Origin of the sequence: Chryseobacterium oleae, assembly GCF_900115055.1 — a bacterium.
Lineage (GTDB): Bacteria > Bacteroidota > Bacteroidia > Flavobacteriales > Weeksellaceae > Chryseobacterium > Chryseobacterium oleae.
Genome location: NZ_FOVD01000002.1, coordinates 274,675 through 300,786, shown reverse-complemented (window position 1 = coordinate 300,786; position 26,112 = coordinate 274,675). Strand labels below are relative to the sequence as shown.

Below are 26,112 nucleotides of genomic sequence, written 5' to 3'. Positions count from 1 at the left end.
ATGATAAGTCTGTTTTTTTTAAGTTTTGTTACGAACAAATTTAAACAAATATTAAGAAGTCACGATCTCTTTTACATTTCCTGTTCTTTTTAAAAATCCCCAGGACTGCATTTCCCCTTTCAATGCTTTTCTTAAACTTCTGAATAATACAATATACATCAGCCATCTGTAGCCGAAACGCTGCGGAATCACATAGAACAAACCGGTGAGTTTTTCCCTCTGCATGATAAATGCGGCAAGAACCAAGGAAGCATCCACTAACAGGAAGATGAGGTAATACGTGAATATTTTTCCGCCGTTTCCGGATAAAATTCCAAAAAACATAATCAGATCTGCCAATGGAGAAAAGAACGGAATGATATACTGGAACAGTAAAATATTCGGCATCGCCCAAAGTCCGAGACCTTTGTATTTTGGATTCAGGAAAGTCTGACGCTGTTTCCAGAACATCTGCATGATTCCGTAAGTCCAGCGGAAACGTTGTTTTAAAAACTGTTTTACACTTTCGGGAGCTTCGGTCACAGCAACGGCTCTGTTTTCATTGGCCACTGTATATCCTGCTCTTAAAATCTTCACAGTAATATCACAGTCTTCTGCCAGCGTATCAGTAGAATATCCTCCTGCTTCGGTGATCACAGACTTTTTAAATGCCCCGATTGCCCCGGGAATTACCGTTACAGCATTAATGTAAGCATAGGCCAATCTATCAAAATTCTGACTCGTAGTATATTCTATAGACTGCCATCTGGTCAGCCAGTTCACCGTGTTTCCTACTTTCACATTCCCTGCTACGGCAGCAATCTTTTCCTCCGGATCTGAGTTTAAAAATCTTGCGATCAGATATTTTACAGCGTTATACTCAAGCTGAGTATCTGCGTCAATACACACAACATATTCTGCATCGGTCTGGGAAATTCCGAAGTTCAGTGCAGTCGCTTTTCCACCATTTGATTTTGTGAAAATTTTCAGTTTCGGGTGATTGGGAAATGCTTCACTGGCTTTTTTATAGGTTGAATCCTTACTTCCGTCATCCACCATAATGATATCGAAGTTGGGATAGCTCTGTTTTAATAAATTATTCAGGGAAGAAATAATATTCACCTCTTCATTATAAGCAGGAACGATGATGGACACTTTCGGGTATGTTTCCAAAACCGGAAGCTCACCTAATCGTTTTTCTTTTTTTCTTTCTTTAAAAGCCCAGTACATCATCAATATCAGTCTTATCAGTCCTAGTCCGATAAATAGGGTGAAAAGCGCTACCAGAAAATGGCTGATTCCATAAATCACGGTTGCCAGCACCAGATTGAGCTGCATGATATAATAGGATCTTGTTTTCGGTACTTCCGGCATCAGCACGCTTTTGCTTTTATGCAGAATACTGGCAAGATTCGTAAAATGATAGCCTTGTTTCTGAAGAGTCGGGATCAGGATTTTAAGCGCCTTTACTGTTTCTTCTCTGGTATCTCCGCCTGCATCGTGCAGAAGGATAATATTTCCCCGTTGCAGTTTGATGCCTGCCATAACACGTTTGATAATTTCATCTGATTTAATTCCCGGCTGCCAGTCTTCCGGGTCAATGCTTTCTCCAATGTCGAGATAATTTTGCTGTCTCGCCAGTGCTACCGGAATAATTTCCTCAGAAGTAGTCGGTTCCGAATCTGCGTTGTAAGGTGCTCTGAAGAGAATGGTGCTGTGTCCTGTGATACATTCGATCAGCAGCCTTGTCAGTTTCATTTCCATTAAAGCTCTTTCAGGGCTTACTTTCGCTACATTTTCATGGGTAAACGTGTGGTTTCCGATCTCGTGACCTTCCCGGTAAATTCTTTTCACCAGCGGAAGGTTTCTTTCAGCATTCAATCCAACAAGAAAAAATGCCGCAGGAACGTGATATTTTGAAAGAATATCTAAAATCTGAGGCGTATACGTTTCATCCGGACCATCATCAAAAGTCAGGACCAGCTCTTTTTGCGGAGCTTCGCCATATTTTTTCACTTCATAAGAACTTGGATAGGTGATATAGTTCTCATCGGTAATTATTTTTTCTTTGGGATCTATTTCCAAAGCTATTTTTCCGTCATGAGGTGTATTCAAAACATCCAGAACTTCCCCGTCCCCGATGTAATCGACCATCGTTTGTCCTTTTACATTCTCCAACATTTTTAAATTAAGCTTAGACATACCGGCAGTGGTCATATCCTTATCATAGAAATTCCAGATTCTGCTGTCTTCACTTCCCAGTCTCCACACCGCAGTTCCCGCCAGTGGATATTCGGAAGAAAAACGCATCGTGTTGAAAATGGAAGCTGCATCGTTGAAGAATACCGTGTGGGTATTTTTTTTAGAATCTGTGTAGGAGTAATTTAAGTTGAACGTATTGTCATCATAATTAATGACCGCTTTGCTCGCACTGGCCTTTGTAATAGCCTGCATATAGGTAACGGAGGTATTATCTTCTTTGTTGGTACTCCAGTCGTAGCCATATGCTCCCAATCCCAGAATTATTTTTTCAGGTGTTGTTTTTTTAAGGATTTTCTCAGTCTGAGCTTCGATCCATTTCTGTGAAGAAACCGGCCCGGCATCGCTATCTACGGCATATTCATCATAAGCCATCAGGATGAAGTAATCCACATATGGATTCAGTTTCTGGATATTGTAGTCGTCATTATCCGTCATGATATCCATGGTCACCAGCAATTTATTCTGTTTGAATGTATCTGAAAGTTCCTTCATAAAGGCAATCAGGTATTCATCAGAATCAAGGTTCATATCTTCAAAGTCAATATTGATTCCTTTAAAGTGAAATTTCTGACACTGCTGTGTAAGCTTTTGAATCAGTTTCGTTCTTCTCTGTGGATCTTTTAAAACCTTTCCAAGTCCTTCTGAACGGAACTCACGATCGGAATTATTACTTAAAATCGGCATCGCAGCCACTCCCGTTCTTTTGATGATTTTATAGCCTTCCGTATCTATATTGGTCTTTAAATCCCCTGTTTTCGGATCGAGGAAAAACCATTCCGGGAAAACGAGGTTGATGTGTCTGATATTTCTTTTCAGAGACATCAACGACTGCGGATCCCAAGCCACATAGAACGCAGAACGGATCCCGCCGGGAAACATGGACCAGCTTCGGTTTTGATTTTTAAGTCTTTCCGCTCTTGCCTGTTGAATTTTCGCAAGGCTGGTATGCATGGTTTTTTCAGAAATAAAATTCCTGAAACCTTTGTATTCTTTTGATATTTTATTTTCCTGAAGATAAGGCTTACTGGCTGTAATAACTGCTTTATAATCTTCTTTGAAAGGAATTTTCGGGCTTTTTTCCAGCTTCATCATCAGCCCTAAAGCCAAGATGAGTAATACGGCCACGAAAATAAAGATACGACTTCCCCACTGTACGCTTCTCCAGCGTTTTTTATTATCAGTCTGAAAAATCTGTTTTGAGTTTTCCACGTAATGAAATTTATATGATGGATTCCAAAAAGCGTGAAAAACTCAATTATTTTTATTAAAATAAAATTAAAAAAGTCAACTGATTTCTAAGGGTTTATAAGCAACCCTACCAGATCCTGAATAATCTTCTGGGAAACAAAATTCATAAAATCAAGCCGGTCTAAATGAGGCATATATAATTTTGAAGTAACTTCCTGATCATTAATTCTAATCGTGTAAAAAACGGTTCCTATTTCTTTACCGTCCTCTCCTTTTCCCGGACCTGCAACCCCTGTGGTAGAAAGGGAAATATCCGTTCCAAACAGTTTCTGACAACCTTCCGCCATTTCACTTGCTACCTGCTCGCTTACCACAGTGAACTCATCCACCGTCCTTTTGGAAACCTTTAAAATCTCAATTTTCTTTTCTGTAGCATAAGGAACAATTCCGCCCAGGAAATACTTTGAACTTCCGGAAATGGATGTAATCATTTTAGCCAGTTCACCGCCCGTACAGCTTTCTGCCGTGGAAATCGTCAATTGTCTTTCCGTAAGAATTTCTGCCAGAATCTTTTCAATTTTATCTTCGGTGACTGCAATCACATGATCTTTGACCAAAGGAAGAAGTTTCTGGATCTCCTCTTCTGCCTGTTGTTTCAGGGCTGTTTCATTGTCTCCTGAAGCAGTTAGTCTTAATTTGACACGGGTTCCTACCGGAAGATAAGACAGCGCCAGGTTTTCAGGAAGCGCCAGTTCCCAATCTTCAATGGTATCCGCAAGAATGCTCTCAGGAATTCCCACCACGGAAACAATTCTGGTATGAATATAATACAGATTGAATTTTTCTTTTAAATAAGGAACGATCTGATCTCTGATCAATGGTTTCACTTCATAAGGAACACCCGGAAGGCTGAAACATAATTTACCGTCCTGCTCCATCATCATGCATGGTGCCGTTCCAAAATGATTCTGAAAAACAACAGATTTCGTAGGAACAAAGGCCTGTTCTCTGTTTCTTTCAAGGATATCCGCGCGGCCGCGTCTTTCCATATAGTTTTTAAGATGGTTGAAAGTCACCTCATCCAAAGCAATTTCATCATTGAAATAGTCAGCCAGTGCTTTTTTGGTTTTATCATCCCTTGTCGGGCCTAAACCTCCTGTCGTTATGATCAGATCACCCAGCTCAAAAGCAGTTTTTAGAGTATTTTTAATAATATCGATCTCATCGGATATGGTGAAGATCTGTGTCACCTGTATGCCAATATTTTTAAGTTCCGTGGCAATAAAATTAGAATTGGTATCAACGGTATTTCCGGAAAGGATTTCATCCCCGATCGTAATCAGAACAGCTTTTTCCATATATAAATTCTTGAAAGAAAATGTCCTGCAAATGACGTAAAAATCTACGGCTGCGACAACATAAAATGATTTTTTCTATCTTTGGCTGATACTGTTTAAAACTATAATTATTCGGCGATGGCAAAATATGATGATGCTTCCTGGCACTATGGCGGAGAATATCCGGAAAATTTATCCAATGAAAATGCAGCGACCCATATCGGTATGTTTCTGACGTGGTGTATCAACAACAATTTATTATCTGAAGAACTGGAAGAAGATGCCAAAGATGAGATCCAAAGCGTAAAAAGACACGAAATGACCGGAGCAGAATTCCTGATCGAGCTTTGCGATGAAAAGTTCAACCAACACGACCTCAACGATCTGGGCAACAGCTTTGCGCAGGCCTATTACAATGATGATACCGCTTTCGGGAAAAAATTCAACTCATTTACTGATGATTATTCAGAAATATTCGACCGGAAAGCGGAAGAAAACGACTTCGAATATGAGTCGTTCTACCACGTAGAAGATACCTGCGAAAATTATGATCTGATAAAACCTGTGATTGATCAGCGTTTTGAGGAGTGGAGGGAGTTTGCAGGGGTTTGAGTGTCGGAGAGTTTGAGTGTTGGAGAGTCGGAGTGTTGGAGAGTTGTTGCGGGTTTCGGGGAGTGAGTACTATTGAATAAACGACAAATTCCTGCATCAGTCATACTATCTGACGTCTGAAATCTGATATCTAAAATCTGACATCTAAAATCTTGGCTCTTAAATCTCCTGCCCCTAATTATGCTTCACCCAAATCAATTCATCCGTATTATACCCAATTTTTCTCGCTTTCTCTATAAAACGCAGTCTGATGCTTTCAGGAATAGAAGTTGTTCTGGACAGGATCCACAGATATTTCAGGCTGTTTCCTGCTACCAGTGCATATTGATAATCTTCATCGATATCAATGACATTGTAGCCTGCCCAGATTGGTTTAAAAAAGGAAACTTTAAGACGCGCATCAGTTTTATCTTTGACAAACCTGGCTTCTCCTATGGCTTCTTTCCATTCTTTTTTAACGTAATTATAGCCTTTGTTGCTGACACGGATGGAGCCGTCTGGATTTTCAGAATATTCGGCGGTAACATTATCCATGTCTTTTTCAAATCTGTAGTCGAAACGGGCAATCTCATACCATCTTCCGAGGTATTTTTTTGCATTAAAACTACTGACCGCTACCGCTCCTTTCGGAATTCCCGCAGAACACGAATGGTAAATAATCAGTCCTAGAACACCTAATGTAACCGGAACAGCAATTTTCTGAAGAGTTTTCATAATGGGAATATTTTGTGTGATTGCCCTGAAAACTTCAAAAATAATGCCTTTAAGCTGTTAATGAACGATAAATTCTAGGAAAAGACCTTCAGGAAATTGTCTTTAAAACTGCCTGAAACCTCAATTTCCGTATCATCGGAAAGCATTACTGTTCCGCTTTTATGGTAAGATTTTACAAATCCTGCATTGATGATATGGGACCGGTGAACTCTTACAAAAGGGTTTTCCAGCAGATCATCGAAATGTTTCAAAAAGCGGCAGACCATTTTTTTAGAACCGTCGGTCAGATATACCTGTGTAAAATTTCCGTCTGCCTGCAATCTTAGAATATCTTCAGTTTTTACGACATCAAACCCCTGAAGTGTAGGCAGGATCAGCTGTTGCTTTTCAGGTTTTAATTTTAAATTTTCCAGGAGGATTTTATTACGGTTAAGCTCTTCTTTCTTTTCAAGACTTTCTGCGACTTTATTTACAGCTAAAATTAATTCCTGGATATCAATCGGTTTTAAAATATAATAACTGGCCGATTTATTAAGCGCCTGCAGTGAATATTGAGAAAAAGCCGTGATAAAGATGGTTTCGTAGGAAAACTCTTTGGTGGCTTCCAACACATCAAAAGCATTTCCGAAAGGCATTTCCACATCCAGAAAGACAAGCTGCGGTCGCTTTTCAGCAATCAACGGAACGGCTTCTTTGATATTTTCCGCTTCGCCCACAATTTCGATCTGTGGACAGTATTTTGTGATATAATTTCTGAGAACTTCTCTTGCAATAAGCTCATCGTCTACGATTACGGATTGTATTTTCATTTTTTTCAGGTAATAGGTGGCAGATTATAGGTTGCAGGTATCGCGGATTAAGGTAATGAGTAGGATTTATTGGTATTTTCCGTTTTTAAATTTTAAAATGCGGTAGGAGGTTTTTGAGGTTTCGTTTTCTTTGCAGTCTCCGTTTACTTCTTTGGTTTTTCTGTGAATTGAGATGGTTTTGATTTTAAGGTCGGTGAAATGATTCGTTTTCGTTTTATCCATCATGATCACAGATTGGTCTTCATCAGCTTCTCCGGTACATCGGGTATCCCATTCTGCACCGTACCTGTTTAATTCAAATTCATTTAAAACCTTTTTAAGCGTCTGCCCCGTCGGATAATACAGGGAAATTGTTTCTGTAGAATAGGGATTGGGCTGGCTGCCATTCTGAGCACTCACTTTGACCCCAAAAGCACGGATTCCATTGCTGATAGTGTACAGACCTGTATCTATCACAATACTTCTTAACATGATAGCATCTGAAGTAATTTCAGTCGGATCAAAATACTGATTTTTGATTTCACCATTTTCATTGGTGATCACAATATAATTCCGGACCACAAAAAAGTCCTCTTCTTCTTTACCCTGCAGAATGGGCAGAACAGCGATATAAGAGTCTTCTTCATTCGGTATTTTCTTTTCGGTACAGAATTCCTCTTTGATGGTGGTTTTATCGAGCTTTAAGCTTTTCACAACCTTATCAAACCGATTGCTGTTGATCTCCTGTCCGTGTAAGATTCCTGCGAATGAGAATATGAGAATCCCTATCAGTAAATGTTTTTTCATCTGTCGTTCTTTAAGCAAGATTTATTTTTATATTCACCAAAACACCGCTGCTGCTGTCCTTGTCTTTTATGGAGCAGATGATTTCTTTTTTATAAAGATCATTCAGCAGCTTGATTCTTTCCAACGTATTTTTCATCCCGCGTCCCTCTCTGGTCTTCTGATGTTCGGTCTTTTGTTTTTTGCTTTCTTCAATCCCAATTCCGTTGTCTTCGATCGTGATTTTTAAATGCTGGTCTTCTTTTTCAAAACTTAATTTCAAAAATCCTTTGTCGCTTCTATAACGCAGTCCGTGCCATACCGCATTTTCAAGGAACGGCTGAACAAGCATTCCGGGAACTTTCAGACTCTGCATATTCAGGCTTTCGTCTACATCAATTTCGTAATCAAATTTATCGGCAAAACGGGTTTTCTCTAAGGCAAGATAATTCTGAAGCAGATCAAGCTCTTGTTGAAACGGAATGAAATCTTCGGCTGAATTTTCCATGACCCCGCGCATCAGTTTTGAGAATTTCGTTAAATATTGATTGGCTTCCAATTCATTATTCGTTGCGATAAAATGATTGACACTGTTTAAGCTGTTAAAGATAAAATGCGGATTCATTTCACGGCGCAGCGACTGCAGAGCGATTTTTTTATTTTTAATCTGAACTTTCTTCAGCATTCTGAAAATAAAGATAATCAGTCCGGTCAGTACTACCAGAACCCCGATCAGATAGTAATTGAAAACATTCTTCTTACGGATAAGCTGGTCTTTCAGTTCCTTTTCCTTTTCAAGCTGGGAAATTCTCTGTTCAGTATCTTCAAGAATTTTATTATCAACAAGACTTCGGTCTTTGGACACAATATCCGGAAGTTTCCCCAGGAAATCACGGTACAGCGAAACTGAAGCCTCCGTATTTCCTGTTATACTGTAGAGACTGTCCAGCCTTTTTACACTTTTCTGGGCTTCCAGCGTGTGCCCTTTTTCCAAAGCGATTCCGTAAGCATTTTTTAATAATACCACAGCTTCTTCCGGATCATTTTTCTTAATATAAATATCGGCCAGTTCCTGAATCTGGTTGACTTTTTCCTGAGAATTTTCTTTGACAAAATCTTCTTTCAGGACTTTCTTTTTGGCTTCAATGGCTTTGTCAAAATTCCTGTTTTCAACATAGAAATTGGTCAGTTTCTGATTGATTTCCAATGCCTGCTGTGGTGCTTCTTTTTTGGAAATCGCGTAGGCACTGTTCAGGTTTTCTTCCGCTCTGGGAATATCTTTCTGCTGTATATTCACATCTGCCATCTGGCTGTAACTTGCGGCCAGATCACCTTTGTCTTTTGTTCTAAGGCCCAGATTGATATTATCCTGAATGGCTTCCACTTTCTGCTCATTGGTAGGAGAAGAAAGCCTTGCAGCATCATTGGCATTCACCATTCTGTTATTTTCACTGTAGCTGATCTCGGCGGCCTTACTGTAATTGCTGATAGCCGGTGTTATTTTGTTCTGCTTTTCCTGTGACTGGGCAATTTTCCTCGTAACGGATTCAAGATTTTTTTTGTCGTTAAGGTTTTTATAGATGGTTCGGGCTTTCACCAGAAACTCTTCACTTTTGGCATAATTTCCCTGGTTGTAATAGTCGTTGGCAATGCCTACATAAGAATCAGCCACGCCTTTATTATCATTATTATCTACTGCTTTTTTAAGTCTTGCCGCAGATTTATAAGCCTGGGTAACCCGTGTAGAATCCTGTGCTGTACAGAAATTTCCTGCAGCAAGAATGAAGACAATAAGTATTTTAAAAATTAATTTCACGGATTTCAGATCTTTAATGCAAAGTAACTAAAACTTTATGTATCCTTTTCTATTCTTTACCAAGTCAAAACTTCGATTCACCAAGTCTGCTCCTTCAAACAATCCATCCTTTCATTTTTTAAATGGTTCCAAAATAATATACCCCAGAAGCGTGAGTCTTTCTCTATATTTGTAGGACCACTTTATACTAAAATTATGAATAAAAAACTCCGGATTATACTTGTAGCTTTATTTTGTGCAGGCAGTTTCCATGCACAGATCTACATTCAGAATGTAACGGTTGCCGATGTAGTCCATAAAAAGATGATTCCGGGCCAGACTGTTATCATGACAGGAAAAACCATTACCGCCGTAAAACCCAGCAAGCAGATCAAAATTCCTCAGAATTCCCACGTCATCAATGGTGAGGGAAAATTTCTGATCCCCGGAATGACAGATTCACACGTTCACTTTTTCCAGAGCGGAGGTTTGTACACAAGACCGGATGTCATTGATCTTAGAAAACATGTTCCCTATGAAAAAGAGATCAGCTGGAGCCATAGTCATATGGAAGATCTTATGCAGCGATATCTTAAAATGGGGATCACTTCGGTTATAGATCCGGGCGCGACTTATAATTTATTGAAACTTAGAGATTCTTTAAAAGTCAATGAGCGTCTTCCTTCAGTCTATATGTCCGGACCACTGATTACGACCTATGAACCTGAAGTGTATAAAAACCTCAATAAAAATGAACCTTTCAGGCTGCTTACATCCATTGATGATGCTAAAAAACTCGTGCAGGAACAGATTCCTTATAAACCAGACTTCATCAAAATATGGTATATCGTCACAGGAGATGCTGATAAAAAGAAAGAGCAGACGAAGAAGCTGGAACCGACTATAAAAGCGGTGATTGATGAGGCACACAGAAATAATTTAAAGGTTGCCATTCACGCTACAGAACGCTTAACCGCGGAAACAGCAGTACTCAACGGTGCTGATTTTCTGGTTCATAATATAGAAGACGAAATTGTTTCTGATGATTTTGTAAAACTTTTAAAATCAAAAAAAGTCATTCTAAGCCCTACCCTTACGGTCATGGATAATTATTATGACACCTACGGACAAAAGAAAGTTTACAATACCTATGAACTGGAAAACTCCAATCCTCAAAGCATTGGCTCTATGTATGATCTAAAGCATCTTACGCAAACTTCAGATTCTGCGATGCTCAATAAACGTAAAGTCCGGTTCAGTGACCCTAAGATAAAAGCCTACATTTCAAAAACAGACTCCATCCGAAAAGTCAATCTCAAAAAACTGGCTGATGGAGGCGTAATGCTTGCTGCCGGTACCGATGCCGGAAATATAGGGACACAACATGCATCATCCTTTCTCGCAGAACTTAAAGCGATGAAAGAAAGCGGTATGAATGAATGGCAGATCCTTCAGTCGGCCACTATCATTCCGGCGAAGATCCTCAATAAAGACAATGAATACGGCAGCATAGAAGCAGGCAAAACCGCCGATTTTGTTTTACTGAATGCCAATCCGATAGATCATCTGGATAATCTCACGAAAATTGATGTGGTCATGAAAAACGGGTTGCCTGTAGATCTTGCAAAAATTGTTAAAGTGACACCGGAATCCCTGGCTCAGCAGCAGCTCAATGCTTATAATGCAAGAAATATTGATGCTTTTCTGGAACCTTATGCTGATGATGTGGAGCTTTATCAGTTCCCCGGAAAGCTGATCAGTAAAGGAAAAGAAGCTATGAGAAAGACCTATTCCGCTATGTTTGAAAAATATCCGGATCTGCACTGTGAGATCAAACAGAGAATTGTCAATCTTAATTCTGTTATTGATAAAGAAAGTGTTACAGGGCTGAGACCCGGCGTAAAGACCGAGGCAACCGCTATTTATGAGATTAAAAATGATAAAATTTCAAAGGTTTATTTTATTTATTAAACTTATTTTTTGAACCATTAAGATTCTTGTTAAGCCTTTAAGAATAATAAGTTTTAGCTTCGCTTTAAGACATATAGCTTAAAAAATCATTTGATTTTTTCTTAACTAACCTTACATCCTTCATTGATCTTAATGGTTTAAAATCAAATTTTAAAAAGCTTGAAAAGGCGATTCTCACGGGGATCGCCTTTTTTATGGGCATCCACCAAGTGAAAACCTCATTTCACCAAGTCTCTTTATTTCGGGTTTCGGATCGCAGTAATTTTACATCAGAATTTAAAACAAGAAATTATGAAATTGAGACATTTTTTATTGATCGGAATCTTTACCCTGGGAAGTTTTGTAAATGCACAGGAAGTAAAGAAAAATGCAATTGAAGTTACAGGGATTGCAGAACTGGAAGTGGAACCGGATGAAATCATCTTTAGCGTAGGCATTAAGGCTGATAACAAAAACGATCTGGCGGATAATGAAAAGAAACTGTTTGAAACGCTGAAGAATGGAGGTGTAAAAAACGAAGACATCAAATTCAAATCCATGTACCAGAATATATATGCTAAAAACGGAAAGTTCACGAAGAGCTACCAGTTCAAAGTGAATACGAAAGCGAACATCAGCAAAATATTTGAAGACCTGAACCAGAAATGGGTAAGCAACCTGAATGTTGCCGAAGTGAAGAGCACTAAGATAGCCGACTTCAGAAAAACGGTTAAGATCAATGCTTTAAAGGCAGCCAAAGAAAAAGCAGATTACCTGCTGGAAAGTATGGGTAAAAAAACAGGAGCTCCGCTTGAGATCATCGAAATTGAAGATTACACCAGCGATATGGTTCTTCCTGTAGCTTATAAAAGCAGTGTGAGAAATATGCAGATGGAGGCAGCAGACGCTACGATAGATTTTTCTTTTGACAATATCGAAAACATCAAGCTGAAATACAGCATCAAAACAAGATACGAAATCCTTTAGAATTAACAGATTTAAAAAGACAGTCCGAAAGGGCTGTTTTTCTTTTTTCAGGCTGATATTTAAGCTCACCAAGTGAAAGTCAGGTTTCACCAAGTCTCCCCATTTTCAGCTTTAAATAGAGATAATTTTACTACAGGAATTAAAATAATACACTATGAAACGCTATTTATTACTACTCATCGCATTTTCTGTTTCATTCTTAAAAGGACAGGAAATCAAGAAGGAAATTGAAGTGAAACAGGCTACTGTTTTCCTTCAGGGCGCCAAAGTTTTCGGAAGTACGTCCGTTACCCTACAGAAAGGAAGAAATATGGTAAGAATCATCAACCTTCCCAACAATCTGGACGAAAATACCTACAAGATCAATCTTGAAAAAAATACAACACTACTTTCCATCACGCCACAGAGCAACTTTCTGAAAGATGAAGATTTCTCTGCAGGAGAAAAGAAACTGGATGATGAAAGAAAAAAATTACAAAGACAGGTCAATCTGCTGAATATTCAGATTAAGAACCTCACGGGTGAGCAGAATATCATCAATGACAATTTAAAGGTCTCTACCAACGATAAATCTACTCCGCAGGAACAACTGATCAAACTGACTGAATTCTACAGAAAAAGAATGCTGGAAATCGACAATCAGGTTTTTGTTTTGAATGAGCAGAAAACGGTTTTGGACGAAGGTATTGCTAAGATCAGCAATCAGTTCGCAGAAGAACAGACGAACAAAAACACCAACAGAAAAGAGCTTCTTCTGGAAATTCTTGCAGACCATGAAACGAATCTGAACTTAGGCGTAAGCTATATCGTTTCTGATGCAGGCTGGGTTCCATCTTATGATCTTCGCGCAGAATCGGTGAAGAAGCCTCTTGAAATGGTTTATAAGGGAAAAATCTACCAGAAAACCGGACAGGACTGGAAAAATGTAAAATTATTTGTTTCGACCTACAGACCATCTTACAATCAGGACAGACCGATTCTTTCTCCGTTGTATGTCGCTGAATATACGCCACACAATGCACAGGCTGAAACCGCCAATTACAGGCTGAAAGCTGCTGCAAAAGAAGTAAATTCTTATCAGATGAGAGATGAAGTGCTGGTTACACCACGTCAAATCCCTGTAGCCACTGTTTCGGACAGCCAGATGAACGTCATCTATGAACTTAATTATAACCAGACGATCTTAAGCCAGGAAAAAGAACAATATGTCATCCTTGATAAAAAACAAATCGATGCTACCTATAAATACCACACCGTTCCGAAACTGAACAACCAGGTATTCCTGATGGCATTCATTAAAAACTGGCAGAATCTTAATCTGATCTCCGGAGAAGCCAATATCTATTTTGAAGATAATTATATCGGCAAAACCAGCATTGCAAGCAATTATGTAAAAGATGAATTCCCTATTTCTCTGGGTGTGGATGAGAGAATTACCGTAAAAAGAATCAAACTGGAGGATAAAACGTCTCAGAAAAACTTCAACAGCAATAAGTGGGAAACAGAATCCTTCCAGATCAGCATCAGAAACAATACCAAAGAAAGCATTGAGCTGGAAATCCTGGATCAGCTTCCGATCAGCGAAAATTCGAAGATTCAGGTTAAAGCCTTAGAGATTGGAAACGGAAGTTTTGATGAGAAAACAGGAAGTATTCTTTGGAACAGAAACATCGGCAGCGGAAGTTCGGACAAAATCAATTTCTCTTATGAAGTGAAGTATCCGAAAGAAATGCAGATTCAGTATTACAGCAGATAACCAATAAAAAAATAACAGTATGACAACTTTAAAAATCTTAGCAATGACAGCCGTTACCGCTTTTTTAAGCTCCGGCAGTTTTTCAGACATCCGCTGTTCAAACAGCACGACAACAGACAGAGCAGCATTGGTACACAATGCCACCGTACCTGAGACTCCAACGCCATCAAAGGATAATAAAATCCAGGTTGCCCTTCTTCTGGACACTTCCAACAGTATGGACGGGTTGATTGATCAGGCTAAATCCAGGCTTTGGAATATTGTGAACACATTGACCACACTGAAGTACAACGGAAAGGCTCCTCAGGTAGAAATTGCCCTTTATGAATACGGAAATGACGGTATTCGTGATGAAAATTACATCCGCCAGGTTACTCCGCTTACCCAGGATCTGGATCTGGTTTCCGAGAAATTATTTGCCCTGAGAACCAACGGCGGTAATGAATACTGCGGTGCAGTGATCCGTGACGCCTCGATGAATCTGAACTGGGATGGCAATGAAAAAAGCATGAAACTGATCTATATTGCCGGTAATGAACCATTCGATCAGGGGAAAGTAAATTACAAAGAAGTCATCTCCAAAGCAAAAAGCAAAAATATCTACACGAATACCATTTTTTGCGGAAGCAGAGAGGAAGGTACCCAAACCTTCTGGCAGAACGGAGCGGTTGTAGGCGGCGGGAAATACTTCAATATCGACAGCGACAGAAAGGTCATTTATATTGAAACGCCTTATGATGTAAGAATTTCAGAATGTAACACCAGACTGAATGACACCTATATTTTCTACGGAAATCACGGCTCTGAATATAAACTTAAGCAGGCAGCTCAAGACAGGAATGCTGAGGTACAGTCGGTTTCCAATTATGTTGAAAGAACCGTTGCCAAGTCTAAGAAGAATGCCTATAAAAATGATCACTGGGATCTTGTGGACAAAGCAGAAAAAGATGCAGGCTTTATCGCTACTGTAAAAGACGATGCGCTTCCTGCCGAACTGAAAGGTAAAAGCAAGGAAGAAATTAAAAAAGCCGTTGCTGTAAAATCCTCGGAGCGCGGGAAAATTCAGAAGGAGATTGAAGAGCTGTCCAGAAAACGTCAGGAATATATTGATGCCGAAATGAAAAAACGGGGCAATGCAGATTCTGACGACCTTGGAAAAGCGATTGAAAGGTCTATTCTGGAACAGGCAAAAACGAGTGGATATACTTCGAAATAGTTTTGATACTGGCGGCTGAGGCACTCGAAGCCACCAGTTCATATCATAGCCTTAATCTCAATTTTATTTTTCATACTTCTGGTGGCCGAGTTTTCCGAGGTCACCAGTTTTTTTATCTTCCGAATTGAAAATAGTCAGACAACAGATGCTTTTTGTTTTTCATAAACTGAGAAACCATCTCCATTCCCGTCACTGAAAAAGTGATTCCGTTTCCTCCGAAGCCCAGAACAAAGTATGAGTTTTTAAATTTTTTATGCTCTCCGATATAGGGCAATCCGTCTTTGGTTTCCCCGAAAGTTCCGGCCCAGACAAAATCGGTATAGAAATGATAATCGGGATTTATTTTTTTGAGGTTTTTGAGAATTTCTTTCTCTTTTTTACCGAGAAGAGCATCCCGTTTTTCGGCATCATAGAAATCTTCATCTCCTCCACCAATCAGAAGTCTTCCATCATCCGTGGTTCTCATGTAGATGTAAGGATCATCGGTATTCCAGACTAATGTACTGCTGATGTTTTTGAATTTATCATCATCAATTTCTGAAACGATGGCGAAAGTACTTTTTAAATCCACAAAGTTTTCCTTCAATAGATTTTTACTTTCATAACCAATGCAGTAGATCACTTTTTTAGCCTTGATTTGAAAGCCGCTTTCAACAGTTACCAGATTAAAACCTTTGTGATATTCTACTTTCTTCATTTCGGTTTTATCAAAGATTTTTAAGCCTTTTCTTGCATTATGCTCCAGTAGTTCATGGGCAAATTTAAACGCATCAATGCTGGCTCCCTGTTTTGAAAGAATACCGCCATAGGTATTTTCAAATCCGAACTGTTCTACAATTTGTTCTGCTTCGAGCCATTTGACATTGAATCCGGCATTTTTTCTGGCTTTACATTCTTCCTGAAGCCACTTTACATCTTTCTTTTTTGAAGCAAAATACAGCGATTTTTTTCGTTTAAAACCTGCATCAGACTTGATCTGCTTTGTGATCTTTTCAAGGTTGTCTATTGCATCAGAACAGGCTTTATAACTTGCTACAGCTCCTTTTTCACCTATCTTTTCAATCAGTTCATAAAGAGGAACGTCTATTTCATATTGCAGCATAGATGTAGTGGCAGAAGTGCTTCCATTACAGATTTCGCGTTTATCAATCAGGATTGTTTTGTATCCGTCACTGATCATCTGATGGGCAATAAGGCTTCCGGTAATACCGCCACCGATAATTAAAACATCGCAGTTTTCATTTGATTTCAGGGAAGGATAAGACTCTATAAGTCCGTTCTTTATCAGCCAGAAAGGTTCGTTCGATTTTAAATCCATAATTGAATATTGTATTAAAAACACTAATATTTATAAGTATTTTAACGATTTATTATCAAATTATGGTGCAATTATTGTACCCAGTTTAAAATCCAACCACATTAAAAATAAATTATATGATAACGATTATTCCAGAAGCTCCGGAAAATGTTGCTGCATTCAGTGCAACCGGAGAAATAACCAGAGAAGATTTTGAAAACCTTGTCATTCCTCATGTAAAAGATAAAGTAGACCAGTTTGGCGAGCTCAACTATCTCTTATATCTGGACACAGATCTGGATAAGTTTACCATGGGAGCATGGCTTCAGGATGCTCTTTTAGGATTAAAAAACCTTTCAAAATGGAATCGGGCAGCCATTGTTACAGACAAAGAAGCTGTACAGAACTTTACCGATATTTTCAGTGTCCTGATGCCGGGAGAATTTAAATCTTTTCCTAAAGAAAATTTATATAACGCGCTTTATTGGTGTAAAAACGGAGATGAAGTGGAGGTGTGATTTGTGTTTGAGAGTATGAGGGTTTTGAAAAGTGATGAGTTATAAATTATGAGTTATTTAAAGCGGTCTTCGAGTTGGAGGTTTTCACTTTCCTTAATCTCAACATACAAATCTGATGTCTGATGTCTTACATTTACTCAGAAATTCACCATTCACTTGCAAAGCAAAATTCACCATTGACGTCTTCTCATCTCAGCCATATGATAATAAAAAAGAGACTTTGCTCAAATGAATGTGCAAAGTCTCTTTTTGTATGTGTCAGTGATGTTAAATACTACATTATTCGGATCATGTACAAAACTTGGAGATAGATGGTTTTTTTTACGCAAAGTTCTATGAAAAATGCTTTTGAGTTGAAGGAGGCAAAGAGTTCGACTTCGTCGCTGATGAAGCTTCCAGATATAACGTCTGCTTAATCGAATCAATGAAATTGATTCTGCCTTTGCTTCCCTTTATCAATAGGATAATCAATTTCTTTGCGTTAAAAAAACATATCCGCTTTCCAATTTTTGAAATTGATCCCATTATTCCATGTATCTCCTTTCACTTATTTCTTTATTTATCACAAGGCACGCATTCTACAGCTGTGTCGTCATTATCCGGAGTTTCTTTGCCATACAGGTATCTGTATCTTAAGCTTATGGCAAGACCTATGAACGTCATCCCCACTCCTACCAATGAAGGGTACTTGAATGAAAAGCCATATTCTAATGGAATTCCTCCTAAAAAGGCACCCATCGCATTGGCAATATTAAAAGCAGCCTGCATAAACGCGGCAGCCATCATTTCACTTTTTGGGGCCGCTTTCATCATCATAATATTAATGGGTGCGGCAACCGACATTGACAGTGCTCCGCAGATAAATGTCAGGATTAATGCTATATTCTGATGTTCGGCAAATAAAAATACCCCTCCCAGAGAGATCATCATCAGGAAGATCAGTAATGCACATGTTTTTTCAGGTCCGAGACGGTCGGAAATAAATCCTCCGGCAAGGTTCCCCACCACCATTCCTGCGCCGGCAAGAATCATGACATACGCCATCTGATTGCTTTGGATTCCGGCAACGATGGTCATTAAAGGTGTGATATAACTGAACCAGGTGAAAAGTCCACCGAATCCAATGGCTGTAATTCCCAATACCAGCCACGACTGTTTATTTTTAAGGAATTTCAGTTCTTCCAGGAAATGCGTATCCTGATTCGATTCTATGGCAGGAAGCCATAATTTCAGGAATAATATCGCAAAAAGACCGATCAGTGCTACAATCGCAAAGTAGAGTTTCCAGTGATACGCATGTCCTATGTAGGTAACAAGCGGAACCATAATCAGGTTGGCCACCGTAAGCCCGGTAAACATTAGGGATATATAAAATGCCTCCTTCCCTTTTCCTGCCATCCTCGATGCCACCACCGTTCCTACTCCGAAAAATGCTCCGTGAGGAAGTCCGGACATGAATCTCATGATCAGCATGCTCGTGTAATCCGGCATCACTGCAGAAAGTCCGTTGAATAAGGTGAAGAGGATCATTAAAACCATCAGCACCTTTTTAGGGGGAAATTTCACAGAATATCCAATCAGTATGGGTGCTCCGATCACCACTCCCATCGCATAAGCCGAGATCAGGTGTCCTGCTTCAGGAATGGAAATTTTGAGGGTATTCGCAATATCAGGAAGCAGTCCCATGACGGTAAATTCCGTAGTTCCGATTCCCAGTCCGCCTATGGCCAGCGGTATTATTCTTTTATCAATCTTCATTGTGAGTAAACTTCTTTTTCGAATTAAATTTTAAGTGATTTTTTCTGAAAAATAAAAACAGTTTCCCACCTTTATTTTGAAAGTGCAAAAATCGCAAGAAATATTGGCTTTTACTTCTCCTGAGATGATAAAAATTTGCTCCATATTAACCTTTTTATGTAATTTTAAAATCAGAATCAATCAAATGAGAACAAAATGAAAATCCAGAAAGAAGTGATAGAATTTGAAAAAGGAAAGTCTTTTAAGCTTTTTTCGCCGTCCTTAAAGAACTGTTTTTTCTGGCACCATCATCCCGAAATCGAACTGGTCTATGTGGAAGCCGTCAATGGAATCCGCCATGTAGGCCGTGATATTTCAGGTTTTACAGAAAGCGATCTGTTGCTGATTGGTTCCAATGTTCCGCATCTTAATTTCGATTATGGCATCCAGACGGAGTGCAGACAGCTCGTTTTGCAAATGAGAGAGAACTTCCTTCAGGATATCATTTTCCCCGTTCCTGAGTTTGACAACATCAAAAAACTTCTGGAAAGATCCTATCTGGGACTTTCGTTCTCAGGAGAAACCAAGAAAATGGTTGTTGAAAAGCTCAATGAGATGAAAGAGAAAAACTCATTTGATTCTCTCATAGGGCTGATTGAAATTCTGCAAATCCTCGCCGCCACAGACGAAGTAAAGGAGCTGAATAAAGAAGATACGAGAATAAAGTGGTTCCTGAATGACAAGATCAGAATGGGAACCATCTACGATTATATCCATGAAAACTATGATAAAAAACCGAATGTCAACGAAATTGCAAAGATCGTCAGTCTAAGTACGCCCGCTTTCTGCCGCTATTTTAAAAAGCAGACGAATATGACCTTCACGGAGTTTGTCAATAACTACAGAATCAATCAGGCTAAGATATTTCTGCTGAAGGATTATTCTGTGACGGAGGTTTGTTTTCAGGTGGGTTTTGAGAGTTTGTCCTATTTCAATAAACTGTTCAAACAGCATACGGGTGAAACGCCATCGGAATTCCGGAAAAAGTATTTGAAGAATATTGAGATGGGAGGTTAGTTTCTGGTTAGTATTTTTTCACCACAAATTGCACAGATTGACACAGATGTTTATGGATAATATCATTAATAAAAATCTTTGATTTTTTCTTAAAACTAATGTGTTCTTGTTATTTATGAAGTAATTAAACTTAAAATAACTTAAGTGTTAAAAAGCTTTTGTAACTTTTGTGGTTATTTTTTTAACCACAGATTACACAGATTTTCACAGATGTTTATGGATAATATTCTGAATAAAAGTCTTTGATTTTTTCTTAAAACTAATGTGATCTTCTTATTCGCAAAGTAATTAAACTTAAAATAACTTAAGTGTTAAAAAAGCTTTTGTGACTTTTGTGGTTATTTTTTAAACCACAGATTACACAGATTTTCACAGATGTTTATACATAGTGTTCTGAATAAAAGTCTTTGATTTTTTTTAAACTTATGCGATCTTCTTATTCGCAAAGTATTTAAACTTAAAATAACTTAAGTGTTAAAAAAGTTTTTGTGACTTTTGTGGTTATTTTTTTAACCACAGATTACACAGATTTTCACAGATGTTTATGGATAATATTCTGAATAAAAGTCTTTGATTTTTTTAAACTTATGTGATCTTCTTATTCGCAAAGTATTTTAGCTCCAAATAACTTAAGTGTTAAAAAAGTTTTTGTGACTTTTGTGGTTATTTTTTTAACCACAGATTACACAGATTTTCACAGATGTTTATGGATAATATTCTGAATAAAAGTCTTTGATTTTTTTAAACTTATGTGATCTTCTTATTCGCAAAGTATTTTAGCTCCAAATAACTTAAGTGTTAAAAAGCTTTTGTGGTTGAAAAATTTAAGTGGGGGCTTCGAGAGCTCCACAACCATTTTATATAAATTTCTTAATCTCCTAATTCCTTAATTTTTTTAAACAAAAAAACCGCTCCAAAAATGAAGCGGCTCTATTTTTAATGAATATGCTTTTCAGCGTGGTAAGAACTTCTTACTAAAGGTGAGCTTTCCACGTGTCTGAAACCTAAGCTTCTTGCAAAGTCTCCCAACTCATCAAACTCTTCCGGCGTAATGAATTTTTTCACCGGTAAATGTTTTTTGGTTGGTTGAAGATACTGCCCAAGTGTAATGACATCAACGTTTGCGTTTCTGATGTCTTCAATGGTTTGGAAAACTTCATCTTTAGTTTCGCCCAAACCTAGCATTACTCCGGTTTTTGTTCTTCTCTGGCCTGCTTCTTTCAAGTATCTCAATACTTCTAAGCTTCGTTCGTATTTAGCCTGAATTCTTACTTCTCTTGTTAAACGTTTTACGGTTTCCATATTATGAGAAATCACTTCAGGAGCTACATCTACCAGCCTGTCAAGGTGCTTGGTAAGCCCCTGAAAGTCCGGAATAAGTGTTTCCATCGTGGTTCCCGGAGAAATTCTTCTTACAGCATTTACAGTTTCACCCCAAAGGATTGAACCCATATCTTTCAGGTCATCGCGGTCTACAGACGTAAGAACAGCATGCTTGATCTTCATTAATTTGATAGAACGGGCCACTTTTTCAGGCTCATCCCAATTCACATCAAGCGGTTTTCCTGTTTTTACCCCACAAAATCCGCAGCTTCTGGTACAGATATTTCCTAAGATCATGAACGTTGCCGTTCCTTCTCCCCAGCATTCACCCATATTCGGACAGCTTCCGCTCTGGCATATGGTATTTAATTTATATTTGTCGACCAAAGTCCTAAGCTCCCTGTAGTTTTTTCCGGTAGGAAGTTTTACACGGATCCACTTTGGTTTTTGAACGGTAGTATCTTGAACTAAATTTTCCATCTCTAAAATTGAAGTTCAAAGTTAAGGAATTTTTCATGGAAACCATCTACCGGAAAAATTGATGGAACAGATAATCTTAAATGAGGTCAGGAAGTTTGAAGCTGGAAGAGGGAGGTTATTAAGGTCTCAAGCACAACTATAGCACAGTTTAATTAATATTTTAAGTCTTCTTTATCAAATTTAATACTGTTTTTCCAAGTTTGATTAAGCAGTATCTTTCGGCTTCCTCCTCATTAATCTTAATTCAGAATATAATTGTAATTTTAAATGACCAAATTTAAACTATGAAGAAGATCCTTTTTACCCTATCCATTCTAACAAGTACATTTTCCTTTGCTCAGAAAGAACTTCAGCCAGCAGGTTCAGAAATTATTGAAACTGTAGAGGGAGATCTGGACGGAGATCAGATTCCGGAAAGAGTGGTCATCTACAATACTAAAGATGAAGGTGAACTGGGCAAAATCCGTGAAATTCAGATTCAGAAAAAGAGCGGCGGAACATGGATGGTCTTAAGTAAATCAAGGAATGCGATTCTGGAAAGTGCCGGCGGTGGCATGATGGGCGACCCTTATCAGAGTACAAGTATTTCAAAAGGAATTCTAAGCATTACCCAGGCAGGCGGAAGCAGCTGGAAATGGGGCTATACAGATAAATACAGGTTTCAGAACGGACATTTTGAACTGATCGGTTATTCTTCAGAATCCGGCAGACCCGGAGATTATTGGGCGGAGGTAGATTTTAATCTTTCCACAGGGCAGCTCAACTACAAAAAAGATGTGGAAAACACTAAAGAATATGGAAAATCCAAACAGGAAACCTATATCAAAAAGGGACTAAAAATCGATCTGCAGAACAGAAATCAAAAGGATCAGAGAAAGATTGTTCTTCCAAAAACGAAGGAGGAAGTGTATCTGTGAAAATTTTGAACCGTTAATATAGGTTGCTGGTTGCTAGTTGTCGGTTTGAACCACGAAACCCGCATCCCGAATTCAGGTTAATTATCATCAAATTCATTATTCTTCAATAGTTCTGCCAGGACTTTTTTGGCACGCATCACCCTTACTTTGGTATTGGCAACGGAAATCCCCAGTTCTTCTGCGATTTCTTTGATGCTTTTTTCTTCGAAGAATCTTAATTTGATAATATCCTGATAATTGGCATCCAGCGATTCAATGGTTTTGATGATCTTTTTCTGCTCTTCATTAGAAATCATGAGCTCTTCCGGAGATTTTGCGAACTGGTTTTTAACCTCATCAAGATTCTCAGTCGGATCCTGGTTTTCACGGGCTCTTTTTCTCCAGAAATCAATGACTGTATTTTGAGCAATGGTTAATATCCAGGTTTTAAACTGAAAATGTGGGTCGTACATATCCAGTTTTGACAGCACTTTTGAAAAAACATTCACCGTGATTTCATCTGCATCATTTTCATCTTTTACTTTCTTCATGACAAAAGAGAAAACATCCACCCAAAAAACATTGATGAGTTTGGTCTGGGCTTTCTGGTCCTTTTCTTTGGCCTTTTGAATAAGCAGGAATAGCTGTTCGTCGTTCATTATTAACAAATATAATTTTTTTAAATGAAAGAGCAAAGGGCCAAACAAGCCTTTTTATCCTTTGATTTTTTTACCTTCCGGCACCTATTCTCTATACTCCTGAATTTACTATCTTTGCACCATAAAATTTTAAAGAAAAGTATAGATGAATTCCTTTATAGAAGAACTAAAATGGCGTGGTCTTTTTGCCGATATGATGCCAGGAACCGATGAACAGCTGAATAAAGAGGTAACTACTGCATATATTGGTTTCGACCCGACTGCTGATTCTTTGCATATCGGAAGCCTTATCCAGATCAAAATTTTAGCGCATTTCCAGCAGCATGGGCACAAGCCAATTGCTTTGGTAGGAGGTGCTACAGGAATGATCGGAGATCCGTCAGGGAAATCTGCAGAAAGAAATCTGCTGGATGAAGCGACTCTTCTTCACTATGTAGATTGTTTGAAAAACCAGCTTTCAAGATTTTTAGATTTCGAAGGTGAAGGTGCCAATAAAGCTGAATTGGTGAACAATTACGACTGGATGAAGAACATCTCTTTCCTTGATTTTGCTAAAAATGTCGGTAAGAATATCACCGTAAATTATATGATGGCGAAAGACTCTGTAAAAAAGAGATTTTCTGGCGATGGCGGAGCAGACGGGATGAGTTTTACGGAATTCACGTACCAGCTGATCCAGGGATACGATTTCCTTCACCTGTACCAAAATAATAATGTGAAGCTTCAGATGGGAGGTTCTGACCAGTGGGGAAATATCACGACGGGAACTGAACTAATCCGCAGAAAGGCTCAGGGAGAAGCGTTTGCATTAACGGTTCCTTTGATCACGAAAGCTGACGGTGCTAAATTCGGAAAGTCTGAAAGCGGAGAAAATTACTGGCTGGACAAAAAGAAGACTTCACCCTACAAATTCTACCAGTTCTGGCTGAATGCTACCGATGATGATGCCGAAAGATTCATTAAATTCTATACTTTCCTATCAAAAGAGGAAATTGAAGCTTTAGTAGAGGAACATAAAACGGCTCCTCACGAAAGAAAACTTCAAAAGAAACTGGCTGAGGAAGTAACGGTTTGGGTACATGGAAGAGAAGAATATGAAAAAGCTCTGAAGGCTTCAGAAATTCTTTTCGGACGCTCTACGGCTGAAGACCTGGTAAGTCTTGATGAAGAAACTTTCCTTGAAGTTTTTGATGGTGTTCCACAAAAAGAGCTTCCAAAAGCTGACGTGATCGGAGTAAATATTATAGATCTTCTTTCTGAAAAATCAGGATTCTTAAAGTCTAAAAGTGAGGCCCAGAGAGAGATCAAAGGAAATGCTATTTCTGTCAACAAAGAAAAAGTAAACGATACCTATACCGCTAATGAAAGCGACCTTATTGACGGTACATTCTTACTGCTTCAAAAGGGTAAAAAAAGCTACTTTATTGTAAAAGCTCAATAAAAATAAAAGCATATAACAAATCAAAAGAGACCGTCTGAGACAGTCTCTTTTTTATTAAATATAAAGAAAACAAGTTATAAAAAAATAAAGGCCGTGAAAGGAGTTCACGGCCTTCGTAGAGAAAGTTACCACCTTTAAAAAGCTCTTGTTGTTAATTCTGAAGAGCCATGAAAAAACTATTATAAAAAAGATATGTTAAGTGTCTGGTGATTTTTTTTAATTCTTTTTTGAAGTTCTGTTTTTAAAATGTATAATTGGCCGTAGCAGAAAGTATTTCTCCACTGGAAGTTCCCTCTTTTTTCAACTCTCCATCCACAAAGATCTGTACTTTTAATGTTGATGCTGAAGACGAACCTGTTGCGTTCACCCCAACATTTACGTTAATCGCACCTGCAGGAGAAGTGATTTCAGGGCTTGTCCATGTAGTTCCGCTAAGGCTTGTTGCAGTGGTGTTGGTACTGTCATATCCATAAACAGCTGTTTTAATATTACTCCCTGCAGAAGCTATTGCCTTAAAAACCACTTTATGTGATTTTCTTGCCGGTGTATCATCATCGTCATCACCTTTGCATGAAGCTGTAAATCCTAAAAGTATTGCCGTTACTAAAACAACCAATGTATATTGGATGGTCTGGTGGATTTTTGATTTTTTCATTTGATTTAATGTATTAATTTGTGTTTAAAATTTGTACGAAATTCCGGCTTTTCCGCCTGATGCTATACTTCCCCCTCCTACTTCTACATTCACCGCAAAATGGTCTGTAAAATAATAACGGGCTCCTGCCTGTCCTGCAAAACCTACTCCTGAACTCTCTCCTCCGAAATAATCATAGTCTGAACCATTATAACGGTAAGAAAAAGAGTTGTAAGCCAGGGTTACGCCTGCATATACATCAAACTTATTAGGAATTTTCAACAGCGTATTGAAATGGTAATTCCCATTCAATCCTATCGACATCCATCTGCCTTTTACATCTCCTGAGTATTTTTCAGTGGCAAAACTTCCTTCGGCACCTACTGTGATGTCTTTGTGGATTCCATAATCAACTCCTGCGTAAACGGGCATTCCCCATCCATTGGCAAGACCAATTCCCGCGTTGATCTGAGCGTCTCCCTTTTGTACTCTCTGGGCATTCATGCTTCCGAAAAAGGAAATTAAGCTCAGTAAAAAGATCTTTTTTTTCATTATATATTTATCAATTTCAATGTTTAGTGTTACTGTCTGTTACATGACTTCTGCAAAACTATATGCCTGGAGAACTGAAAACAATCCTTAAAAAAAAGTAATTTTTTCTACTGGTTTTTAGGTATTTTTAT

Annotated in this window: 21 protein-coding genes; 9 read left to right on the top strand and 12 right to left on the bottom strand. The window is 38.5% G+C overall.

Annotated elements, in window-relative coordinates:
- Window positions 1-51 precede the first annotated feature (51 nt).
- Together BM143_RS08545 and BM143_RS08540 are read right to left on the bottom strand one after the other, a co-directional pair.
- The gene (locus tag BM143_RS08545; RefSeq protein WP_090024113.1) at window positions 52-3,450 is read right to left on the bottom strand and encodes a polysaccharide deacetylase family protein; all 3,399 of its coding nucleotides are present in this window, start codon (window positions 3,448-3,450) and stop codon (window positions 52-54) included.
- Window positions 3,451-3,536: 86 nt separating this feature from the next.
- Window positions 3,537-4,787 (bottom strand): CinA family nicotinamide mononucleotide deamidase-related protein, encoded by a 1,251-nt coding sequence (locus BM143_RS08540; RefSeq protein ID WP_090024112.1) that lies wholly within the window; start codon window positions 4,785-4,787, stop codon window positions 3,537-3,539.
- Between the two features lie 117 nt (window positions 4,788-4,904).
- On the opposite strand from BM143_RS08540, the gene BM143_RS08535 reads away from it, so the two are divergent.
- Window positions 4,905-5,378, top strand: a complete 474-nt coding sequence (locus BM143_RS08535) for a DUF7832 domain-containing protein (protein WP_090024111.1) — start codon at window positions 4,905-4,907, stop codon at window positions 5,376-5,378.
- Between the two features lie 174 nt (window positions 5,379-5,552).
- Here BM143_RS08535 and BM143_RS08530 read toward each other — a convergent pair whose 3' ends face one another.
- From BM143_RS08530 to BM143_RS08515, 4 genes are all read right to left on the bottom strand, one after another.
- Window positions 5,553-6,092 carry a lipocalin family protein gene (locus BM143_RS08530; RefSeq protein ID WP_090024110.1) on the bottom strand — a complete coding sequence of 180 codons (540 nt, stop codon included), beginning with the start codon at window positions 6,090-6,092 and terminating at the stop codon, window positions 5,553-5,555.
- 74 nt (window positions 6,093-6,166) lie between these two features.
- Window positions 6,167-6,901 (bottom strand): LytR/AlgR family response regulator transcription factor, encoded by a 735-nt coding sequence (locus BM143_RS08525; RefSeq protein WP_090024109.1) that lies wholly within the window; start codon window positions 6,899-6,901, stop codon window positions 6,167-6,169.
- A gap of 66 nt (window positions 6,902-6,967) precedes the next feature.
- The gene (locus BM143_RS08520) at window positions 6,968-7,687 is read right to left on the bottom strand and encodes a PA3715 family protein (RefSeq protein WP_139222012.1); all 720 of its coding nucleotides are present in this window, start codon (window positions 7,685-7,687) and stop codon (window positions 6,968-6,970) included.
- A gap of 10 nt (window positions 7,688-7,697) precedes the next feature.
- A complete protein-coding gene (locus BM143_RS08515) occupies window positions 7,698-9,479 on the bottom strand; it encodes a histidine kinase (RefSeq protein WP_228430729.1) in 1,782 nt (593 codons plus the stop codon).
- 195 nt (window positions 9,480-9,674) lie between these two features.
- Between BM143_RS08515 and BM143_RS08510 the strand changes: the two genes are divergently transcribed.
- From BM143_RS08510 to BM143_RS08495, 4 genes are all read left to right on the top strand, one after another.
- Window positions 9,675-11,429: an amidohydrolase family protein gene (locus BM143_RS08510; RefSeq protein WP_090024107.1), complete on the top strand. Its 1,755-nt coding sequence runs from the start codon at window positions 9,675-9,677 to the stop codon at window positions 11,427-11,429.
- 291 nt (window positions 11,430-11,720) lie between these two features.
- Complete coding sequence (locus tag BM143_RS08505) at window positions 11,721-12,395, top strand: SIMPL domain-containing protein (protein ID WP_090024106.1); 675 nt, start codon at window positions 11,721-11,723, stop codon at window positions 12,393-12,395.
- Between the two features lie 154 nt (window positions 12,396-12,549).
- A complete protein-coding gene (locus tag BM143_RS08500; protein WP_090024105.1) occupies window positions 12,550-14,151 on the top strand; it encodes a DUF4139 domain-containing protein in 1,602 nt (533 codons plus the stop codon).
- Between the two features lie 19 nt (window positions 14,152-14,170).
- Window positions 14,171-15,367, top strand: a complete 1,197-nt coding sequence (locus BM143_RS08495; RefSeq protein ID WP_090024104.1) for a vWA domain-containing protein — start codon at window positions 14,171-14,173, stop codon at window positions 15,365-15,367.
- Between the two features lie 112 nt (window positions 15,368-15,479).
- Here the strand turns inward: BM143_RS08495 and BM143_RS08490 are convergent, their stop codons facing one another.
- Window positions 15,480-16,685, bottom strand: a complete 1,206-nt coding sequence (locus BM143_RS08490; protein ID WP_090024103.1) for an NAD(P)/FAD-dependent oxidoreductase — start codon at window positions 16,683-16,685, stop codon at window positions 15,480-15,482.
- 116 nt (window positions 16,686-16,801) lie between these two features.
- Between BM143_RS08490 and BM143_RS08485 the strand changes: the two genes are divergently transcribed.
- On the top strand, window positions 16,802-17,182 hold the full coding sequence (locus tag BM143_RS08485; protein ID WP_090024102.1) for a SpoIIAA family protein: 381 nt from the start codon (window positions 16,802-16,804) through the stop codon (window positions 17,180-17,182).
- A 555-nt stretch (window positions 17,183-17,737) separates the two neighbouring features.
- Here BM143_RS08485 and BM143_RS08480 read toward each other — a convergent pair.
- Window positions 17,738-18,940, bottom strand: coding sequence for an MFS transporter (locus BM143_RS08480; protein WP_175548877.1), 1,203 nt, complete (start codon window positions 18,938-18,940; stop codon window positions 17,738-17,740).
- A gap of 195 nt (window positions 18,941-19,135) precedes the next feature.
- Between BM143_RS08480 and BM143_RS08475 the strand changes: the two genes are divergently transcribed.
- Window positions 19,136-19,996 carry an AraC family transcriptional regulator gene (locus BM143_RS08475; protein WP_090024101.1) on the top strand — a complete coding sequence of 287 codons (861 nt, stop codon included), beginning with the start codon at window positions 19,136-19,138 and terminating at the stop codon, window positions 19,994-19,996.
- 936 nt (window positions 19,997-20,932) lie between these two features.
- On the opposite strand, the gene lipA is transcribed toward BM143_RS08475, so the two are convergent.
- Window positions 20,933-21,799, bottom strand: coding sequence for a lipoyl synthase (gene lipA / locus BM143_RS08470; protein ID WP_047456314.1), 867 nt, complete (start codon window positions 21,797-21,799; stop codon window positions 20,933-20,935).
- A 284-nt stretch (window positions 21,800-22,083) separates the two neighbouring features.
- On the opposite strand from lipA, the gene BM143_RS08465 reads away from it, so the two are divergent.
- Complete coding sequence (locus tag BM143_RS08465; protein WP_090024100.1) at window positions 22,084-22,716, top strand: hypothetical protein; 633 nt, start codon at window positions 22,084-22,086, stop codon at window positions 22,714-22,716.
- 77 nt (window positions 22,717-22,793) lie between these two features.
- On the opposite strand, the gene BM143_RS08460 is transcribed toward BM143_RS08465, so the two are convergent.
- On the bottom strand, window positions 22,794-23,354 hold the full coding sequence (locus BM143_RS08460) for an RNA polymerase sigma factor (protein ID WP_034729995.1): 561 nt from the start codon (window positions 23,352-23,354) through the stop codon (window positions 22,794-22,796).
- A 145-nt stretch (window positions 23,355-23,499) separates the two neighbouring features.
- Here BM143_RS08460 and tyrS point away from each other — a divergent pair, with 145 nt between their 5' ends.
- A complete protein-coding gene (gene tyrS, locus BM143_RS08455) occupies window positions 23,500-24,795 on the top strand; it encodes a tyrosine--tRNA ligase (protein WP_090024099.1) in 1,296 nt (431 codons plus the stop codon).
- Window positions 24,796-25,036: 241 nt separating this feature from the next.
- Here the strand turns inward: tyrS and BM143_RS08450 are convergent, their stop codons facing one another.
- Together BM143_RS08450 and BM143_RS08445 are read right to left on the bottom strand one after the other, a co-directional pair.
- The gene (locus BM143_RS08450) at window positions 25,037-25,450 is read right to left on the bottom strand and encodes a hypothetical protein (RefSeq protein WP_090024098.1); all 414 of its coding nucleotides are present in this window, start codon (window positions 25,448-25,450) and stop codon (window positions 25,037-25,039) included.
- 24 nt (window positions 25,451-25,474) lie between these two features.
- Window positions 25,475-25,981, bottom strand: coding sequence for an outer membrane protein (locus BM143_RS08445; protein ID WP_090024097.1), 507 nt, complete (start codon window positions 25,979-25,981; stop codon window positions 25,475-25,477).
- Window positions 25,982-26,112: the final 131 nt, after the last annotated feature.

Excerpts from the sequence above, each read along its gene's own strand:
- BM143_RS08495 (WP_090024104.1), top strand. The coding sequence starts at position 14,171 with ATGACAACTTTAAAAATCTTAGCAATGACAGCCGTTACCGCTTTTTTA.
- BM143_RS08460 (WP_034729995.1), bottom strand. The coding sequence starts at position 23,354 with ATGAACGACGAACAGCTATTCCTGCTTATTCAAAAGGCCAAAGAAAAG.
- BM143_RS08475 (WP_090024101.1), top strand. The coding sequence starts at position 19,136 with ATGAAAATCCAGAAAGAAGTGATAGAATTTGAAAAAGGAAAGTCTTTT.
- BM143_RS08480 (WP_175548877.1), bottom strand. The coding sequence starts at position 18,940 with ATGAAGATTGATAAAAGAATAATACCGCTGGCCATAGGCGGACTGGGA.
- BM143_RS08530 (WP_090024110.1), bottom strand. The coding sequence starts at position 6,092 with ATGAAAACTCTTCAGAAAATTGCTGTTCCGGTTACATTAGGTGTTCTA.
- lipA (WP_047456314.1), bottom strand. The coding sequence starts at position 21,799 with ATGGAAAATTTAGTTCAAGATACTACCGTTCAAAAACCAAAGTGGATC.
- BM143_RS08510 (WP_090024107.1), top strand. The coding sequence starts at position 9,675 with ATGAATAAAAAACTCCGGATTATACTTGTAGCTTTATTTTGTGCAGGC.
- tyrS (WP_090024099.1), top strand. The coding sequence starts at position 23,500 with ATGAATTCCTTTATAGAAGAACTAAAATGGCGTGGTCTTTTTGCCGAT.
- BM143_RS08520 (WP_139222012.1), bottom strand. The coding sequence starts at position 7,687 with ATGAAAAAACATTTACTGATAGGGATTCTCATATTCTCATTCGCAGGA.
- BM143_RS08505 (WP_090024106.1), top strand. The coding sequence starts at position 11,721 with ATGAAATTGAGACATTTTTTATTGATCGGAATCTTTACCCTGGGAAGT.
- BM143_RS08485 (WP_090024102.1), top strand. The coding sequence starts at position 16,802 with ATGATAACGATTATTCCAGAAGCTCCGGAAAATGTTGCTGCATTCAGT.
- BM143_RS08450 (WP_090024098.1), bottom strand. The coding sequence starts at position 25,450 with ATGAAAAAATCAAAAATCCACCAGACCATCCAATATACATTGGTTGTT.
- BM143_RS08535 (WP_090024111.1), top strand. The coding sequence starts at position 4,905 with ATGGCAAAATATGATGATGCTTCCTGGCACTATGGCGGAGAATATCCG.
- BM143_RS08445 (WP_090024097.1), bottom strand. The coding sequence starts at position 25,981 with ATGAAAAAAAAGATCTTTTTACTGAGCTTAATTTCCTTTTTCGGAAGC.
- BM143_RS08500 (WP_090024105.1), top strand. The coding sequence starts at position 12,550 with ATGAAACGCTATTTATTACTACTCATCGCATTTTCTGTTTCATTCTTA.
- BM143_RS08465 (WP_090024100.1), top strand. The coding sequence starts at position 22,084 with ATGAAGAAGATCCTTTTTACCCTATCCATTCTAACAAGTACATTTTCC.
- BM143_RS08490 (WP_090024103.1), bottom strand. The coding sequence starts at position 16,685 with ATGGATTTAAAATCGAACGAACCTTTCTGGCTGATAAAGAACGGACTT.
- BM143_RS08540 (WP_090024112.1), bottom strand. The coding sequence starts at position 4,787 with ATGGAAAAAGCTGTTCTGATTACGATCGGGGATGAAATCCTTTCCGGA.
- BM143_RS08525 (WP_090024109.1), bottom strand. The coding sequence starts at position 6,901 with ATGAAAATACAATCCGTAATCGTAGACGATGAGCTTATTGCAAGAGAA.